Annotated in this window: 15 protein-coding genes; 1 reads left to right on the forward strand and 14 read right to left on the reverse strand. The window is 32.9% G+C overall.

Annotated features, from left to right (window positions below):
* Positions 1-11 precede the first annotated feature (11 nt).
* From JOD96_RS16735 to JOD96_RS16795, 13 genes are all read right to left on the reverse strand, one after another.
* On the reverse strand, positions 12-758 hold the full coding sequence (locus JOD96_RS16735; RefSeq protein ID WP_209565369.1) for a LytR/AlgR family response regulator transcription factor: 747 nt from the start codon (positions 756-758) through the stop codon (positions 12-14).
* Complete coding sequence (locus tag JOD96_RS16740; protein WP_209565370.1) at positions 751-2,502, reverse strand: tetratricopeptide repeat-containing sensor histidine kinase; 1,752 nt, start codon at positions 2,500-2,502, stop codon at positions 751-753. Before JOD96_RS16740 ends, JOD96_RS16735 begins: the two co-directional genes overlap by 8 nt.
* 8 nt (positions 2,503-2,510) lie before the next feature.
* Positions 2,511-3,023: a hypothetical protein gene (locus tag JOD96_RS16745; protein ID WP_209565371.1), complete on the reverse strand. Its 513-nt coding sequence runs from the start codon at positions 3,021-3,023 to the stop codon at positions 2,511-2,513.
* Between the two features lie 222 nt (positions 3,024-3,245).
* Complete coding sequence (locus JOD96_RS16750) at positions 3,246-4,634, reverse strand: DUF4173 domain-containing protein (RefSeq protein ID WP_209565372.1); 1,389 nt, start codon at positions 4,632-4,634, stop codon at positions 3,246-3,248.
* A gap of 59 nt (positions 4,635-4,693) precedes the next feature.
* Positions 4,694-4,984: a winged helix-turn-helix domain-containing protein gene (locus tag JOD96_RS16755; protein WP_209565373.1), complete on the reverse strand. Its 291-nt coding sequence runs from the start codon at positions 4,982-4,984 to the stop codon at positions 4,694-4,696.
* Positions 4,985-4,988: 4 nt separating this feature from the next.
* Complete coding sequence (locus JOD96_RS16760) at positions 4,989-5,603, reverse strand: hypothetical protein (RefSeq protein ID WP_209565374.1); 615 nt, start codon at positions 5,601-5,603, stop codon at positions 4,989-4,991.
* Between the two features lie 259 nt (positions 5,604-5,862).
* On the reverse strand, positions 5,863-6,747 hold the full coding sequence (locus JOD96_RS16765) for a bifunctional 5,10-methylenetetrahydrofolate dehydrogenase/5,10-methenyltetrahydrofolate cyclohydrolase (RefSeq protein ID WP_209565375.1): 885 nt from the start codon (positions 6,745-6,747) through the stop codon (positions 5,863-5,865).
* Between the two features lie 131 nt (positions 6,748-6,878).
* Entirely contained in the window at positions 6,879-8,231 is a 1,353-nt protein-coding gene (ffh, locus tag JOD96_RS16770; protein WP_209565376.1) for a signal recognition particle protein, read from the reverse strand.
* A 268-nt stretch (positions 8,232-8,499) separates the two neighbouring features.
* Positions 8,500-10,182, reverse strand: a complete 1,683-nt coding sequence (locus JOD96_RS16775) for an MBOAT family O-acyltransferase (protein WP_209565377.1) — start codon at positions 10,180-10,182, stop codon at positions 8,500-8,502.
* A 1-nt stretch (position 10,183) separates the two neighbouring features.
* On the reverse strand, positions 10,184-11,605 hold the full coding sequence (locus tag JOD96_RS16780; RefSeq protein WP_209565378.1) for a GDSL-type esterase/lipase family protein: 1,422 nt from the start codon (positions 11,603-11,605) through the stop codon (positions 10,184-10,186).
* Positions 11,598-13,079 (reverse strand): SGNH/GDSL hydrolase family protein, encoded by a 1,482-nt coding sequence (locus JOD96_RS16785; protein ID WP_209565379.1) that lies wholly within the window; start codon positions 13,077-13,079, stop codon positions 11,598-11,600. The genes JOD96_RS16780 and JOD96_RS16785 overlap by 8 nt, the downstream gene beginning before the upstream one ends.
* 231 nt (positions 13,080-13,310) lie before the next feature.
* Positions 13,311-13,946: an HmuY family protein gene (locus JOD96_RS16790; RefSeq protein ID WP_209565380.1), complete on the reverse strand. Its 636-nt coding sequence runs from the start codon at positions 13,944-13,946 to the stop codon at positions 13,311-13,313.
* Positions 13,947-13,972: 26 nt separating this feature from the next.
* Entirely contained in the window at positions 13,973-16,039 is a 2,067-nt protein-coding gene (locus tag JOD96_RS16795; protein WP_209565381.1) for a TonB-dependent receptor plug domain-containing protein, read from the reverse strand.
* 105 nt (positions 16,040-16,144) lie between these two features.
* Between JOD96_RS16795 and JOD96_RS16800 the strand changes: the two genes are divergently transcribed.
* Entirely contained in the window at positions 16,145-17,050 is a 906-nt protein-coding gene (locus tag JOD96_RS16800) for a DUF6607 family protein (protein WP_209565382.1), read from the forward strand.
* Between the two features lie 102 nt (positions 17,051-17,152).
* Here JOD96_RS16800 and JOD96_RS16805 read toward each other — a convergent pair whose 3' ends face one another.
* Positions 17,153-17,662 carry a lipid-binding protein gene (locus JOD96_RS16805; RefSeq protein ID WP_209565383.1) on the reverse strand — a complete coding sequence of 170 codons (510 nt, stop codon included), beginning with the start codon at positions 17,660-17,662 and terminating at the stop codon, positions 17,153-17,155.
* Positions 17,663-17,689: the final 27 nt, after the last annotated feature.

The raw sequence follows: 17,689 nt of genomic DNA on the forward strand, positions 1-17,689 counted from the left end.
TCCCTTTTTTATTACTTCAATACTCTGAAATTTTTCACAAAATCTTTGTACTTATCGCTTAAGGTTATTTTGTGCTTTCCCTTTAAGATAACCAGATTATCATTGACAATGATTTCTTCTATCTTGCTTGCATTTACGATATAATTACGATGCGTCTGGAAAAATTTTGCCGGATCCAGTAACTGAATGATTTTAGTTAAAGATATCAAAATTACAAATTTATCGGTTTCGGTGATAACGTTGCAATAGCGGTCTTCTACTTCAATGTATACAATATCCTCAAATCTTACTTTCTTCAGAGCTTTATTCTTTTTTATAAAAAGCGAATCATCACTTATTATCGTATTTTGATCCTCGCTATGAAAAACATTTGGCTGTCCGTAAAATTTCTCTACAGCCATTTCGAGTGCATATAAGATTTCAAGCTCATTAAAAGGTTTCATCAAAAAACTAAATGGCTTTGTAAGCTTTGCCCTTTCAAAAATCTGGCGGTCTTTTGAGCTTGTCAGAAACACAAATGGTTTTACACCATTTGGTACAATATTTATCGTTTCGGCAAAAGTTATTCCGTCCGGATTTCCGTCCAGAAAAACATCGATTACTACAATATCAACCGTATTATTGTAGAACATTTTCAACGCTTCGCTATAAGTTGGGGCAATACCGACTACAGTATAATTATTTTGTGTGAGCACTTTTACAAGAGCATCACTTTCTGTTGGGGTGTCCTCAATAATAAGGACATTTATATTATCCATTATTTTTAAACTTTGGTAATGCTATAATTATTTTAGTTCCAACATTTTCTTCACTTTCAATTTCGAGTTTTCCTCCATTTTTATTGATCATGCTTTTACATAACTGCATTCCTAAACCGGTTCCTATTATGTCGTCGTTTTTCTTTTTAGAAAGCAGGACAGTTTCTTTTAGCAATTCTTCTTTTGTTGCTTTGCTCATTCCCAATCCGGAATCTTCTATAACCAGGTAACAAAATTCTTCTGAAGAAGGTCTTGAATAAATAGAAATAGACCCATTTTCATTAGAAAATTTAATTGCATTATCTAAAAAATTCCGAATGACTATCTTCAGCGAATCCATATCGGCATATACATAGTCTGAAGTATTGACATCATTTTTAAAATCAATGTTTTTGTTCAGCATCAAAGGCTTATAGTTGTATTCTACATGTTGCACAATCGAAGCGAGATGCAGTGATTCCTGATAAAAATAAGCTTGTTTGGTTTGCAATAAAGCCCAATTAAGCAGATTATCTAATAAATTATAAGCACCGTTGGCAATTGTACTATTGTTATGAAGCAAAACATCCAGTTCTGAAAAGTTTTTGCTTTCCAGATTTTCCAGCAATTTGCCGTTACTTGTTTTTAAGGCATTTACAGAAGATCGCAAATCATGGCTTACTATAGAAAACAACTTGTCTTTTGTAGCATTCAACTCGTCGAGTTCGTTCTTTTGTGCTAAGATTATTTTGTTGTTCTTAATTTTTTGCCTGTAAAAATAAACTCCTGTACCAAATAAAATGAATAACAAAACAGACGAAGCCAGAAATCCATTTCTTTCAGCTGCTTTTACTTTGTTTTCTGCTTGAAGAATATCTACTTGTTTTTGCTTTTGTTTTACAGCAAATTTCTTTTCAAGATCTGCAATTGCCCAGACTTTGTTTTGGTCGTTTAGAGAATCTTTCCATATTTCGTATTCTTTTCTGTAAACTAATGCAGCCTGAAAATTCTTTCTGTTTTCTTCGACTGCTGCCATATTTTTAGCAGCCATCCTTTTAATCTCAAATGACTTTATTTTTTTAGAAAGAGCATATGCTTTTTCAAAGTACGGTATTGCTTTATTGTCATTGTATTGAACATAGTATAAATTGGCAAGAATTAAATAAGATTCCGCCAGCAATAAAGTATCTTTCTGAGCTTCATGTAATTCAGAATTTTCAATTAAATAATCTTCAGCCTTAGAAAATTCATTAAGATGTAAGTAACATAAACCAATATTCTGCAAAACATCACTCTTTTTAAAATCGTAAGTGCTTTCGGGAAGTTTCTCAATAAAATTGAAATATCCCAAAGCAAGCTTAAATTCATTTTGTTCCAAAGCTATTTCCCCTAAAAAGAAACTCACATTATGATAAAATGCAAATTTCTTTGAAACAAGTCTGAATTCATTTTTAGCTTCTTTAAAAAGCTTTTTCCTTAAAAAACTAACCGCTCTAAAGTAATGACAATAGTCGTTTAATTCCAGAGCGTTGTTCTTTGTAAGTTGTTTCATAGAATAAACCAAAGTTGAGTCCCATTCCTTCTCAAAAAAGAATTTTTGGGCCTTATCAAAATTAATTTCTTCTTTATATTTAATTTTCTCTTTATTTACTTCGATTTTTAACGAACTTTCGTTTAATCTTTTTTGAGAAAAAAGAATGAAAGGGAAAAAAAATAATAATAAAACAACTAAAAAATTTATTCCTGTTTTTTTTTCTCTTAACATATAATCAATTAGATTGACCTAACAGGTGTTTCTGTACCTCTTGATGTTTCAGGATCTTTATCCCATAGAAAAGTTTGAATCGTTTTTAAATTTGAAAGTCCTCCAATAAATATATCTGAATTTGCATCAAAAACGATTTCATATATTGATAAATCACCTGACAATTCTTCAGGCATATCGTAAACAATAAAAAATTGCAATTGAGCATGTCCATCTAAATCAATGTAAGTGTTTTGAAGAACAGAATAGTCAAGCATTCCATTATTTGCTGCAATAACTTTCGAAGTAACATAGACGATAGCATTTAAACTTAGTCTATTCTCATTAGCATTATAATAGGCTTCTACATAAGGAGATAAAATCTCTACAGATTTTCTTTGTTTAAAAACCACATGCCCAATTGGATCAGCTGCTTTTTCTGGTGTGATGTCTGTTCCGGGTGGTGTAAAAGGAGCTGTAAATGCTTCATAAGTAGTTTTTTTCATGGTATTTGTTTTTGGGTTAAATAATAGTTTATTCATGTTTTTAAGAAGTATTCTGCTTAAAAAACATTAAAAAAGGGATTTTTTCTGAAATCAAATGTAGTAAAGTTTTTCCTAATAAGTTTTACGTATTTATTCTAGTTGTAATAATTAACAATTACTTATTGATATGTTAGATAAGAAAACTCAGCAAATATGGGGTATGAATGAATTGCGGGTTATAAAAAAATCCCATTCAAAATTTGATTGGGATTTTTAAGGTTAATTTCTTCGATTTATAAATTCATAATATAACGTTTTTGATAAAAAAGTTTCATTCTGATAGCGCTGAATTTCGCCTTCTCTGGGATCATCAACAAATAAGCTTTCTAAATTATTCTGCTTAAAATATTCTCTTCGGACTTCATCATTAAAATTTAAACTGCTCAAAAATCTGGGTTCAACGCCTTTGTTTACCGAAATATTATAAGTGGTAATCAGGTTTCCCCAGTTGACAAAACTACACAATAATATCGTTCCGTAGAAATACCAAACCATCTGGTTTATAAGATAAGCATTTGTTTTTTGTCTTGTAATCTTCAGGAAGGTAATTACCAATCCTATAATTGCTAAAATTAGAAAAGCATATACGCCTAATCTTTTATAAGTCAATCCGAAAAACGAAACGTATTCTGCGTTTTTTATGAACGTACTTACAATCAGAATACCGTTTAGAATAATCCAAAGTTTAGAAAGGGTTTTTAGTTTTGAAGCTTTTTCATCAAAGTTGAATCCGCCTTTAAAATAAAACAGGATAACTCCAACGGCCATCAGAATCGAAAATATTACCGAATTTACTCTTTCGTGTGTGGCTGCACTCAACTGAGAAGTTTTGACAACTTCAAAAAATTGCTCGTAATTATAAGTTGCAATAAAAACGAGAAGTAATGCATTTAACAGAAATAAGGTAATTTCTCCACTTCTTCTTTCAAAATCACGGTCAAGAAATGAAAATGTATTTTGATTTTTAATTTCTGGTACGTTACTAAAATCATTATCCAGCATTTCATTTTTATCATAACAAATATCCGGAATCCAGTAATTCCAGAAAGTAAATGAAATATAAAATCCAAAACCAGAAATAAGGATAAGCTGCAAAATATCAATATATAATCTGTAATCTGTAAAAAGTGATGAAAAGTGATCGCTCCCAAAAGAATAAACAATAAAAAATAAGATTAAAAAGACAGCCGGAATCATAAAATAAGCAATCAGCTTTTTAGCCAGATTATTATTGATTTGTCTCTTCGGAAGCCACTGATTAAACATAAATACACGTCCCAGAGAAGCAAAACCGTTTAAGAATACCAAAGGGAAGACCTGAATGATTTTTAGCTTTGTTTCCTGCGTTTTAAACTGTAAAAAAATAACAGACATAGATAAAGCGAAAAAAGATGGCGGATCTCCATACCAGGCAAAAGCAATACAAGATAAGACCGATGTAACTACTAAAACCAAATGAGACCGGTCTGTAAAACGATCCTGAAAGTTAAAACAAATAAGACCGGTTAAAATCAAACCGAAGATACCAAGATTAAGTCCTGGTGCTTGCTTGTAAAAAAGCAGTAGAAAAGCCACACTGCAGACTAAGATTAAATGGAGTTTTTTCATAATTTTAAATTTAAAAGTACTTTGTAATTCAAAGTTTTTTAGTAAAAAAATTTTAATGGTTAGAATTTCATTAATTTTTCAAGATTATTAAGATGCTCTTTAAAAGCGGCGCGCCCAAGATCGGTAACTCTATAAGATGTTTTAGGTTTTTTGCCTACAAACTCCTTTTTTATTTCTATATATTCTGCTTTTTCCAGAGCAGAGGAATGACTTGCTAAATTACCATCTGTGATATTCAAAAGCGTTTTCATTTCTGTGAAATCAATCCACTCGTTTACAATCAGAATAGACATTATACCTAATCTGACACGACTTTCAAAATCCTTATTTAATTTATCAATGATTCCCATTGGCTTATTTGTATTTTCTGAACATTACTAATCCGTACAAGATGTGTAAAATACCAAAACCCAGAATCCAAAAAATCAAACCATATCCTAAGAAGAAAAGAGATATAAAACCTAAAATCAATTGACAAAAGCCTAAATATTTGACATCAGAAAATGTATATTTTTCTGCATTAACAAGTGCCAGTCCATAAAAAATTAAAGTTGCCGGGGCTACCAGAACATATATTTGGTGATATAAAAGTGCCAGGCAAAAAACTCCTCCCGCGGTTAAAGGAACAGCCAGATTAAAAAGCATATTTTTTGTAGCTGTTGTCCAAACTGGCAAATTGTCTTTTTTGCTTTTTCTAAGGGTAAAGAATATTCCAAAAGTTAAAGCAAATAACAAAATAATAATACCTGTTAGAATTAATTCTGAAACCAGATTAGCAGAATATAACACATGATTCTCATTAAAATAATCTACACCGTTTATTCTAAATAATTGGTAAACATACATTCCTCCTATCAAAGCAGAGAGTCCGGCAAAAACTCCAGAAAGTCCGCTTAAGGATATAAATCTTGAAGAACGCTCCATCATGGAGCGAATATGTGATAAATCTTCCTGGTGCTTCTGATTCATAATTAAAGTACTTTGAAATACAAAGTTATGTTTTATTTTGAAATGACAAACTAAAAATTGACTTTTTTATTTTAATAGATAGAAATTAAACCTACAAGGTATTTAAAACCTTGCAGGAATGAGGGTCTTAACGCAGATTTGCGTGAGGATATAGTAGAAGCTGGCTACCGAAGTAGCGCGTATAGCCCGACCAAAGTATATAAAAACAACAAAGCCTACTCGATTGAATAGGCTTATTAATTATTTTATTTGAAGAAAATTATTTTCTTGCGCTTCTCATCTTTCGTGCTAAAAGTGTGTTTTTAAGCAGCATTGCAATTGTCATTGGTCCTACTCCGCCCGGAACTGGCGTGATGAATGATGCTTTTTTGCTCACTCCATCAAAATCAACATCTCCCTTAATAACATAACCTTTTGGGTTTGATGCATCATCTACGCGAGTAATTCCAACATCGATGATAACAACTCCGTCTTTAACCATATCTCCTTTTAAGAATTCGGGAACTCCCAAAGCTGTGATAATAATATCTGCATTTTTAGTAAATTCTGCTAGGTTTTTTGTTCGGCTGTGTGTTAAGGTAACGGTTGAATCGCCGGGATTTCCTTTTCGGCTCATCAAGATGCTCATTGGGCGACCTACGATATGGCTTCTGCCAATTACTACGGTATGTTTTCCTGAAGTTTCTACTTTATAACGTTCCAGCAATTCCATAATTCCAAATGGGGTTGCTGGAATGAAACTTTCCATTTCCAAAGCCATTCTTCCAAAGTTTGTTGGGTGAAAACCATCAACATCTTTATCAGGATCAATTGCTAAAAGAATTTTTTGTTCGTCGATATGTTTTGGCAAAGGCAACTGAACGATATATCCGTCAAGGTTATCATCTTCGTTCAATTCTTTGATTTTTGCTAATAAGTCTGCTTCGGTAATATCTTCAGACAAAGCGACTAAAGTGGAATCGAAACCAATTTGCTGGCAAGATTTTACTTTACTTCCTACGTAAGTTAAACTTGCTCCGTTGTTTCCGACAATAACTGCTGCTAAATGAGGTACTTTTCCTCCTGCTGCTTTTATAGATTGAACTTCGGCTGCAATTTCGTTTTTAATGTCTTCAGATGTTTTTTTACCGTCTAGTAGTTGCATTAGTTTTTTGTTTCAGGTTTAATTTTTGTTTCAAGTTTCAGGTTTCAGGTTGGAGCGAAACTATTTATTGAAAAAAGTTTCAAATTTCAGGCTCACAACTTGAAACCTGAAACTTGAAACTTTTTATTTTATTATCTCGGCATTCCGCCAGGCATTCCTTTCATGCCTCCCATCATTTTCATCAGGTTTTTTCCGCCGGGACCTTGCATCATCTTCATCATCTTGCTCATTTGGTCAAACTGCTTCATTAACTGATTCACCTGCTCGACTTTGGTTCCGGAACCTTTTGCGATTCTGGCTTTTCTTTTTACGTCGATGATGGAGGGTTTGCTTCTTTCGATTGGCGTCATTGAGTGAATGATTGCTTCAATATGTTTAAAAGCATCATCTTCTATTTCTACATCTTTCATGGCTTTTGAAGCTCCTGGTATCATTCCTACCAGATCTTTCATATTACCCATTTTTTTCACTTGCTGAATTTGCGTTAGGAAATCATCAAAACCAAATTCGTTTTTAGCGATTTTCTTTTGAAGTTTTCTTGCTTCTTCTTCGTCAAATTGTTCCTGTGCTCTTTCTACAAGCGACACAACGTCACCCATACCAAGGATACGCTCAGCCATACGGTCTGGATAGAAAACATCAATTGCTTCCATCTTCTCGCCTGTACCGACAAATTTGATTGGTTTGTTTACAACTGATTTAATCGAAATTGCAGCTCCACCACGGGTATCACCGTCTAATTTCGTTAAGATAACTCCATCAAAATTTAGGATGTCGTTGAAAGCTTTTGCAGTGTTTACGGCATCTTGTCCTGTCATGGCATCGACAACAAACAAAGTTTCCTGAGGCTGAATTGCTTTGTGAACACGAGCAATTTCATCCATCATTTCCTGATCTACTGCCAAACGACCGGCCGTATCGACGATAACGACATTAAACCCGTTTGCTTTTGCGTGTTTGATTGCGTTTTGAGCAATTTCTACAGGATTTTTATTTTCTGGTTCTGAGTATACCTCAACACCTATTTGGTCTCCCACAACATGCAACTGGTTAATCGCCGCAGGACGGTAGATATCACACGCTACTAAAAGTGGTTTTTTGTTTTTCTTTGTTTTTAAGAAGTTGGCTAATTTTCCTGAGAAGGTCGTTTTACCAGAACCCTGAAGTCCTGACATTAAGATCACAGATGGAGTTCCCGAAAGATTAATTCCCGCAACATCTCCACCCATCAATTCGGTCAACTCGTCTTTTACAAGTTTAACTAATAATTGTCCTGGCTGTAATGTTGTTAAAACGTCCTGTCCAATTGCTTTTTCTTTTACTTTGGTTGTAAAATCTTTAGCAATTTTAAAGTTAACGTCGGCGTCTAAAAGAGCACGACGGACTTCTTTTAAGGTATCGGCAACGTTTACTTCTGTAATTTTCCCGTGTCCTTTTAATATATGGAACGCTTTATCTAACTTATCACTTAAATTATCAAACATACTATTTTCTTTATTTGAAGTGCAAAGATAATCTAATTAGATATTTCAGGCAATTTTTATTTATATGTAGTTTTTGCCACGAAGGCTCTAAGACACAAAGTTTTTTGCTCACAAAGTTTATTGTTTCACGCAGATTTAGCAGATAGAGCTGATTTTCATACTTAATCTAAAAAAAATTAATCTACATGATCTGTTAAATCTGCGAGAAAAAAAATACAAGGAATAAACCTTTGTGCCTTTGCAACTATGCAACTATGAACCTTAAATATTAAAACTGGAAATAAATAAATGGCTGTGAGCCTGCAACTGCTGTTGCGTATACGATCCAGTAAACGAAGCCCAGAATTACGGCTTTTAAAAGTAACGGTGTTTTATCGAAAACAAATTTCATTTTATTTGTAATGACTTCTGGTAAAAAGTGCCAAACGTAACCGAACAACATCAATAAAAATACATTTTTATATCCGGAAAGGATCACTTTCCATTGCTCTGGTTCAAAGGTTAACTGACCAATATTATTAATTACCTGTAATGCTGTGTCGAAATCTCTTGCACGGAAAAATATCCAGCAAAAAACAACAAAGTGAAATGTAATTACAATGGAAAAAAATGTCCATAAACCTGAACTTTTACCTTCTTTTTTTGATGGAAAAAATTCTAAAAAGATTTTGTGAACTGCCAATGCTAATCCGTGTAGTGCCCCCCAAACTATAAACTGTGCGCCGGCTCCGTGCCACAATCCGCCTAAAAGCATTGTTGTAAACAAATTAAAATTGGTTACTGTTGTTTGGTTTTTCTTTTTTGACAATAAAAATGTCAGGCAGAAAAGTAATATTGAACTAATAGCAATTATTACTGGTATGATACTGGTGTTGATATTTGACATTCCCCAAAGCAATAATCCGAAGAAGAATAAACTTGGAAATAAAAATCCGGCAAAGGATCCTTGGCGATTTCCTCCGATAGAAATGTATAAAAAGTCTTTTAACCAGGTGGATAAGGAAATATGCCATCTTCTCCAAAAATCTGTGATCGAAGTCGATTTATATGGGGTTCTAAAGTTAACAGGTAATTTAAAACCTAATAATAATGCAATCCCGATTGCCATATCTGAATATCCTGAAAAGTCGCAGTAAATCTGAATGGCATATCCGTAAGAAGCCATTAAGTTCTCAAACGCCGTATAGGTCATTGGCGTATCAAAAACGCGGTCAACAAAATTTACAGATATATAATTTGAGATAACTGTTTTCTTAATTAATCCTCCAATAATAAGGAACAGGGCATTGTTTACATCTTCTTTAGTAAGATTTAATTTTTGATAAATCTGTGGAAGAAAATCTTTTGCACGTACAATTGGCCCGGCAACTAATTGCGGAAAAAATGAAACAAAGAAAAGATATTCGATGTAATTTTTTGTTGGTTTTATTTCTTCACGATAAATCTCAATAATATAACTCATCGACTGGAAAGTATAAAACGAAATCCCAACGGGAAGAAAAATATTATGGAGTTCAAAATTGCCCTTGAACATATCATTGTAAGTAACAATCATAAAGTTCATGTACTTGAAATAACCCAGCAATCCTAAATTCAGAATAACGCTTATTACAAGATATATTTTCTTTACGTTATCTTTCTTTTCTCTGTAAATAATCTGGCTTAATCCATAATCTACAACCGATGAGAGCAATAATAACAAAAAGTAAATGCCGCTCGATTTATAGTAAAAGAAAAGCGAAAACAAAATAACGTATGTTAAGCGCAAATAAAATGTTTTGCGCAAAAAAGCGTAAACAAAATAGAAAACGAGAAATAGTCCCAGAAACAAACCAGTATTAAATAATAACTTTTCATCCGGGTTGTATATAAACCAACTTTTAACCTGCTCGATTGTTATTGTACCAAAATTATGAACAAACCAATCATTTATGCTATTACTTGTTATCAACTTACTTTTTTAATTTAAAATTATCGTATGCTTTTAAAAATGCTTCTGTAAAGAGTTTTCCTTGTTTTTCGTATCCTTTTTTAGAATAGTGAACAAAGTCCGGGCCTATTAAACCTTCTGCTCTTAATCTTCGGACTCCTGTTATACCTCCAAATTCATCATACAAATCCCAAACGGCATAATCTTCTTTTTCTGCAGCACTATTAATACGTTCTGCATAATCTTTTACGTAAACATTTGGCTTTCTGCCTCTGTGCAAAGATGGCGGCGGTGTCATGATAATTATCGGAACATCAATTTTTTGTTCTTTCAGGTTACTTATAAACTCGCGTAATTCTCTCATATAAGCCGAGGCTTCCATGTTGTCGTAACTTTCATTGGTTCCGAGTGAAAAAATCAATAAATCGGGATGTAAAGATTTTAACTGTTCAAAGAATAAGGGATATTTATTATAATCAGAGAATTTAGCTCCGTTTACACCGATTCCGCTATAGGTTATTCCAGGAGCATCTTTTTGCAACACAAGTCCGTTAAGCTCATATTCTGATGCGCTTTTATTCGGAATCAAATAAATTTTATCTAGTGCTTTTTCTGATTTATAATAATGTGAAAAAGCATCTGTTTCAAGATTTAACGGAACAAATTCTGAATTTTTAATTTCCTTCTGTCTTGTTTCGTTTGTTGGAATTTTTAAAGTTCTCCCGGCACGAATATTATTTGATTTCAGATTATTTGCTCTTTTAATATCGGCTACAGAAATATTATATTTATCTGCAATTACAGAAATTGCCTGACCTTTTTTAATTTTATGGGTGATTACTTTTCGCTCTGTAGACTGGATAATATTGTTTTGAGATGATATTGCCAGATCAAACATATTTTGATTTTGCGGCGTAATGATATGGATTGTGTTGAATTTATATGCCGGATCTTTTATATTCAATTGTACCGCAAAACCTGCATTGTCCCTCCAAAGTCCAATTCCGCTTAAACCAACTGGCCTGTTTTTTACAGGATAAATATTTCTATAACTTTCCCAGGTTTTGTTGGAATAAAATCTTTCGTTATAAGATCCGTTTGTTTTGGCTAATTGGTATGGAAAAACTAAACCCCGACCTGCATTTCCAAATTGCTGCTGCAGGATTTTTCTAATTTTATTGGTCATCAAATCTCCCTGAATATGAGAATCTCCAATATGTACAATGTTTATTTTCTGATTACTGCCAATTTCATTTTCTTTTAATTTATTAAAAACACTTTCTAAAACTTTAGCGTTATATATATGATTTCCTGCATAGGTTTCAATCATAGCTGAATCGATTTTAGCACTCATTTTTTTAGAAATTAAAAGTGGGACTGACTTTTGGGCTTCAATATTTGCCGAACATAAAAGACCGAAAAAGAAAATAATTAGTTTATTCATTTACACTATCTTTTACAACAGAGACGGAATCTGTTTTAGTTTTTCTGACTGGTTTTGGCTTTTCTGCACTTTCACGTTTTTCGCGCAGCACTTTATATTCTTCGTAACCTTTGTTTAACTGGCTGTATAATAAGTTTCCGATTGCTTTTGCGCCACGCTGATTAAAATGCGTATAATCTTTATTTGCTCTTGCCGGCGATTCATCTGCCCATTTTACCATAGATCCGTCACCACCCATTAGCGTATAAAGATTTACAAAACCGGATTCTGTATCGAGTGCGTATCTTTTCTGTGCTTTCATTAAAGGTACAACTGCCGAATCGGTTTTCATTTCAAGATCATATTTTGTTGATTTGTCAGCAGTTGAGACAATCAAAATTGAAACTCCTGGAAAAGATTCTTTTATTTTATTTACAGTTTTCGTCATCCCCTTCTGATACCAGGAATAATTTTTGGTTCCGTAATTCAATACGTTAGTTCCATAATGCAAAATAATCAGGTCGTATTTCAGGCTGTTATTAAATGCCTGCATTACACCAGCATTGAACATCGAAATTGGTAATCCCGAATTTCCTCTTTGCGAAAAGTTATCTACATGGACTCCGCTTCCGTTATCAAAATTAAAACCATAAATCGGAATCGAATCTGACTGGATGAAATTTGCTTTGAATGCTTTTATGCTTCCGGAAGTCACTTTTAGAGTATTAACTAAATTAGTCGGATTAAGAGTTTTACGCAATGTATCTTTTCCTATAATAAAATTAACATTCCCCTTTTTGTGTGATTTTCCGTAAAACAATGTAGGATTGTCAAGGGAAGTAGAAAATTTATTTAATCCTGCTTCATATTGTACCCAGGTCGTATTGGTTTTGTCATTTGCAAAAAATACGTGCCCATTTACACCAAAGGGACTTGTTGGTCTTTTTACATTTAGATACGATTGTGTTTTCCAGTTTTTAGAAAAAAGTGTTTTTACAGAACCTCTTGATGCCGATGATTCTGAAATTATAGAAACAAAACCAACCCCGTTTCCGCCAAAACGTTCCTGATAATTCATTCGCACATCCTGTACGATTAAATCTCCGTCGGTCATAGAATCTCCATAATAAGCTATTCTGACTTTGCTTTGCGGATTTTTTTCCAGCTGATATAATTTTTCATAAAAAGAAATCAGGTATTGATATCCTTTGTAATTCTCAAAAGTCTCAGACGGAAATTCAATTCCTTCAACACCATCAAAAACAATTTTCTCACCTGCTTCTTTTCTTTCGTCTTCTGTAATACTATCTGCATCCTTAGACAAAGAGTCATTTGCAACCGATTCCAGAAGGAGGCTGTCAATGAGTACATTTTTGGAATCTATCTTACTGTCCGAAAAAATTTTATCCGGCAAGATTTGCTTAAATCCAATGAATGCTATAAATGCTAATGCTACAATGGCAAAAGACTGAAAAAAATAAGATTTTGTATTCACTTAGTGCTTATAAATTTGAAGAAAGGTTTTAAAATATATGATATTTAATCTTTTTAAAAAACATCCGCAAAGATAGGATTAAACGTCAATTATAGTTGTTTTTAATCATTAAAAATAAAACAAAAAAAAGAGGCCAGATAAATCTAACCTCTCTCAAAAAAAATAAAAAAAACAAAGCTAATGATCAACTAAATTTTAAGGGTTTAATTGAAAATAATTTTACCAGATTTCTTAGAATGTTGTAGTACTATTAGCCTGATAAGCAAAATTGAAAGTGTAATATCTGGCTACAGCTGTTGCAGGATCCGGATTAGAAGGTGCATCTTTATAATAACTTAAGATTTCAAATTTAGCATATTTACCATCATGCGTTTTTACGACAAATACTTTTCCAGCCAAAGGCGAAATAATATTGTTTGCTGAATTATAATTATACCATCCTTTGTCACTTCCTGTCGGAATCGCATAAGCTGTTGCAGCATCCTGAACAAAAGTGGCTGCAGCTGGAAATGCAGTTATGCTTGCAAATGTACCTTGAGCTATACTTACTGCACCTGATCCTTTTCTTTCCGGTTCGTCTGCGTCTGCAGTAATAACTTTTGTTCCTCCATTAACAATGATTGTTGTTCCGCGGAAAGCGATATCCCAATTGTCATTGGTTACAATTTTATTTTCTGAGAAACTGAATTTTGTAAATGCTCCACCTACCGTTTGCCCTTGCCCTCCTGTTTGTGGTGCCGGAAGATTAGAAACTTTTGTAGTGACAACTGCAGGAGTTGTATCTTCTTTTTTGTCATCATCATTACTACATGATGTTATAAAAATAGTTAGCGCTAAAATCGAAAGTTTTAAAAAATTTGTTTTCATCGTAAAGGTGTTTAAATAATTGTTGATTAAAAATTATATTGAATTCTTGCAAAAAGCTGCCTACCCGCAAGGTTTGGTATTTGGTCCGGATCTTTATAATCAAATAAATTATTGGCACCGGCCTGTAAGAATAATTTATCCGTAATGTTCTTTGAAGCAGCTAAATTTGTAATGAAATAATCATTTACAAAATCATCGTATTTGTCTAAAATCTGATTGTTGTTTGAGTCAAATATTCCGTATTTGCTTCGATAAAAAACGCGTAAGTTGATATCTGTCTTTATTTTCGGAATAGTGTATGCAACCTTTAAATTTGCTGTATGCTTAGATCTGTTGTATAACCCGAAATAATCTGATTTCTTAATCTCAATTGTTTGTAATTCTGAATTTCGAATGTATTTGTGATCATCAAAATTGTCAACAACTGATTTATCTTTTGCTATTAAATATTGATATCCTACTGATACCGAAAACTCATTGGTGAATTTATAAGTTGAATTAAATTCTGCACCATAGGTAAAAACTTTGCTTCTGTTGAAGTAACTGAAAACATTTTGACCATTGTTTTTTTGGGCGACTATTCCGGTATCTATCAAATTACTTATAGAGTTATAAAAAGCATTCACATCAAATCTCAGTTTGTTCTTTTTATAGAAAGTCCCAAAATTATAGTTAACAGCAATTTCAGGTTCCAAAGGTTCGTCAAAGCTTATTCCGTCTATTCTTTTTAAAATCTGACCTTCACTATCCAGTTGGTTCAGACGGTCTTCTGCAACATTGTAACCTAAAACAGTATACCCTACGGAAGGATTTGTAAAATCGAAAAACAATTGGCGGAAATCTGGTGCTTTATATCCATAACCAACTGATCCTTTCAAAGAAAAGTTCTCATTGAATTTATAATTTACTGCCAGTTTTGGACTCAACTGAGATGCATATTCACTGTGATTGTCATATCTGAATCCGGCGAGTATATTCCATTTTTCAGTTGGATTATAGTCGTATTGTATAAAAACATATTGAGAATTAAACTTTACGTCCTTATCAAAATAGGTTCTGTCCAGACTCTCATAATTTAGTCCAATTCCTCCCGTGAGCTTGTCATCATTTATTGACAATGTAGTTCTGATTTCAGGTCGCAAAAGCCATTGATTGTAATAGGTACGATCATAAAGCACATTATTTTGATCATTTAGAAATGAATCATTTTTATAATTGGTGGTATACAATTCATACTCAGAGTATAACTTAGAACTCCATTTATGATCAAATTTAATTTGCGAATTCCATTCATTTTCTTTTGCATCACCTTTGTAAGTTTCAGCATCAATTAAAGCAACATTATCCATCTTTTGATTATAGAAACGATTACTTACAGTAAGTTTCAGCTTTTCTGAAAAATCATAATATAACTTTGGCTGAATTGTATAGTTATAGAAACTTTCAACATTTTTAAGAGCTGTGGTTTTATCCAAATCATATCCATCAGTCGAATAAAAATTGGTGAATAAATTGGCTGAGAATTTTTTCTTTTTCCAAAGAATATTGGCATTAGCATCATTGGTATTGAATGTTGCATATCGATAAGAAAGTGAACCTTCTAGTATATCTTTTTTAGGCCTTTTTGTAATTACGTTTATAACTCCTCCCATCGCCTCTGACCCATATAGCGCCGAAGATGCTCCTTTTACAATCTCAATTCTTTCAATATTCCCTACAGAAACACGCGATAAGTCCAAAACACCCGAACTTCGGCCCACAAGAGGCACCCCATCAATTAAGATCATCGTATATGCAGCATCTAATCCCTGCATTTGTATACCCTCAAAACCACTTTCGTCCGGAATCAAAATAATACCTGTTTGTTCGTTCAAAATCTCATTTAATCTTGTCACACCAGATTTTGCAATCGCCTCAGCGGTAATAATTGTTATTGGCAACGGTAATGAAGAGAGTGCTCTTTCTGTTCTGGTTGCTGTAACAACTGTAACTTCTGATAATTCATTTGCGTTAATACTATCTTTTTGCTTCTCCTGTGCTGAAAGATTTATTATAAATAAAATGACTGCAAAAAGGGTAATTTTTATTTTCATTATTTTGATTCATTCTTAATAGTCGATGCAAATATATAATTATTTTTATTCAATCTAAATTAAATTTATATATTTGCAAAAAATATAAAAACACATAAACTAACTATGAATACAAAAAGCCTTTACTTTTCAGCCATTATGGCTCTAACATGCAGTCTTGGTTTTGCTCAGGATGCTAAAAAACAGCAAGACATCAAATCAATCAAATCAATGTGTGGTTGTTATGAAGTGAAATTTAATTTTGTAGAGACTTTTCAGTACCCAAAAGATTCTCTTACTTATAAACCATCAAAAACTAAACATGATTATGGTTTAGAATGGGTTGAGTTGTTAGAAGATACTCCAAACAAAATCTCAATGCAGCATTTATTGATTGTAAGCGATAAAATGATCATTAAACACTGGAGACAAGATTGGCTCTACGAAAACACAGATTTGTATTCTTTTGACAAAAACACTTCCTGGAAATACAATAAGCTGAATAAAAAGGATGTAAAAGGCCAATGGACTCAAAAAGTATATCAGGTAGATGACAGCCCTAGATACGAGGGAACTGCAACCTGGGTACATGTTGATGGTACAGATTACTGGACAAACATTGCTGATGCACCACTACCTAGAAGAGAACATACAAAACGTAATGATTACAATGTTTTGAAAAGAAGAAATATTCACGAAATCACCAAAACAGGCTGGAATCATGAACAGGACAATGATAAACTTATCAGAGACGATTCTGGAAAAGATTATCTATTAGCGCAGGAAAAAGGAATGGACGTTTACACTAAAGTTCCAGATATTAAATGTATTGCTGCACAAAACTGGTGGAAAGAAAATAATGCTGTCTGGAAAAACGTTCGCGATAAATGGCAAACTCTTTTTGACAGACATAAAGACTTAAATTTAGAAGCTACAGTTGATAAGAAACCTTTATTCTCGTTTTTGTTTGATTTAAAACCAAACGTTTCAAAAGCAGAAACTGATGCTATTATCGACAAGTTTGTAAAATAAATATTTGAGTGTTAGTTGTGAAAAAGCCGATAGTTTTAAGAAAACTATCGGCTTTTAATTTAACAGAGATTATAATACAATTCTTTGAATTATAATACAGAACTAGTATTCATCTTCCTGAAATCCGGTTCTTTTTGTTCCTACATAATTGTATAAAACACCCGGTTCATTACTGTATTCAACCGTAAACGAAATTTTATCAACTGTATGGCCGCCTCTTGAGGTTCCTGCCATTTTCTCAATTTTACCGTTTGTAATCGTGACAGTTTTATTAGCTTGTCGCAAGTTTGGAGTATTTACATCTGAGGAAAAACTTCCATCACTTAAATTAATAGCATATTTTGCTTTTAATAACTGAGAGTTTGGTGTTTTTTGAGATAATCCATTATCATCTATAAACATGGTATTATCATTTGCCGAAGTGTTATAAGTTGAAAATCTGATAACTTTAGTCACACCATCAAATGGAACACTGATATACCAATCGCCTGCAAAATTTTGAGTAGTTGTACCGCCTGCGTCAGGTTCTCCACCTGCATCACAAGATGCAAATGAAATCGAAATAAGAATACCGAAAAGTATTTTTATAATATTATTTTTTAAATTCTTCATTTTTTTTTAATTGATTTTACTTCAAAT

It is taken from the genome of Flavobacterium sp. 1355 (assembly GCF_017833415.1).
GTDB lineage: Bacteria > Bacteroidota > Bacteroidia > Flavobacteriales > Flavobacteriaceae > Flavobacterium.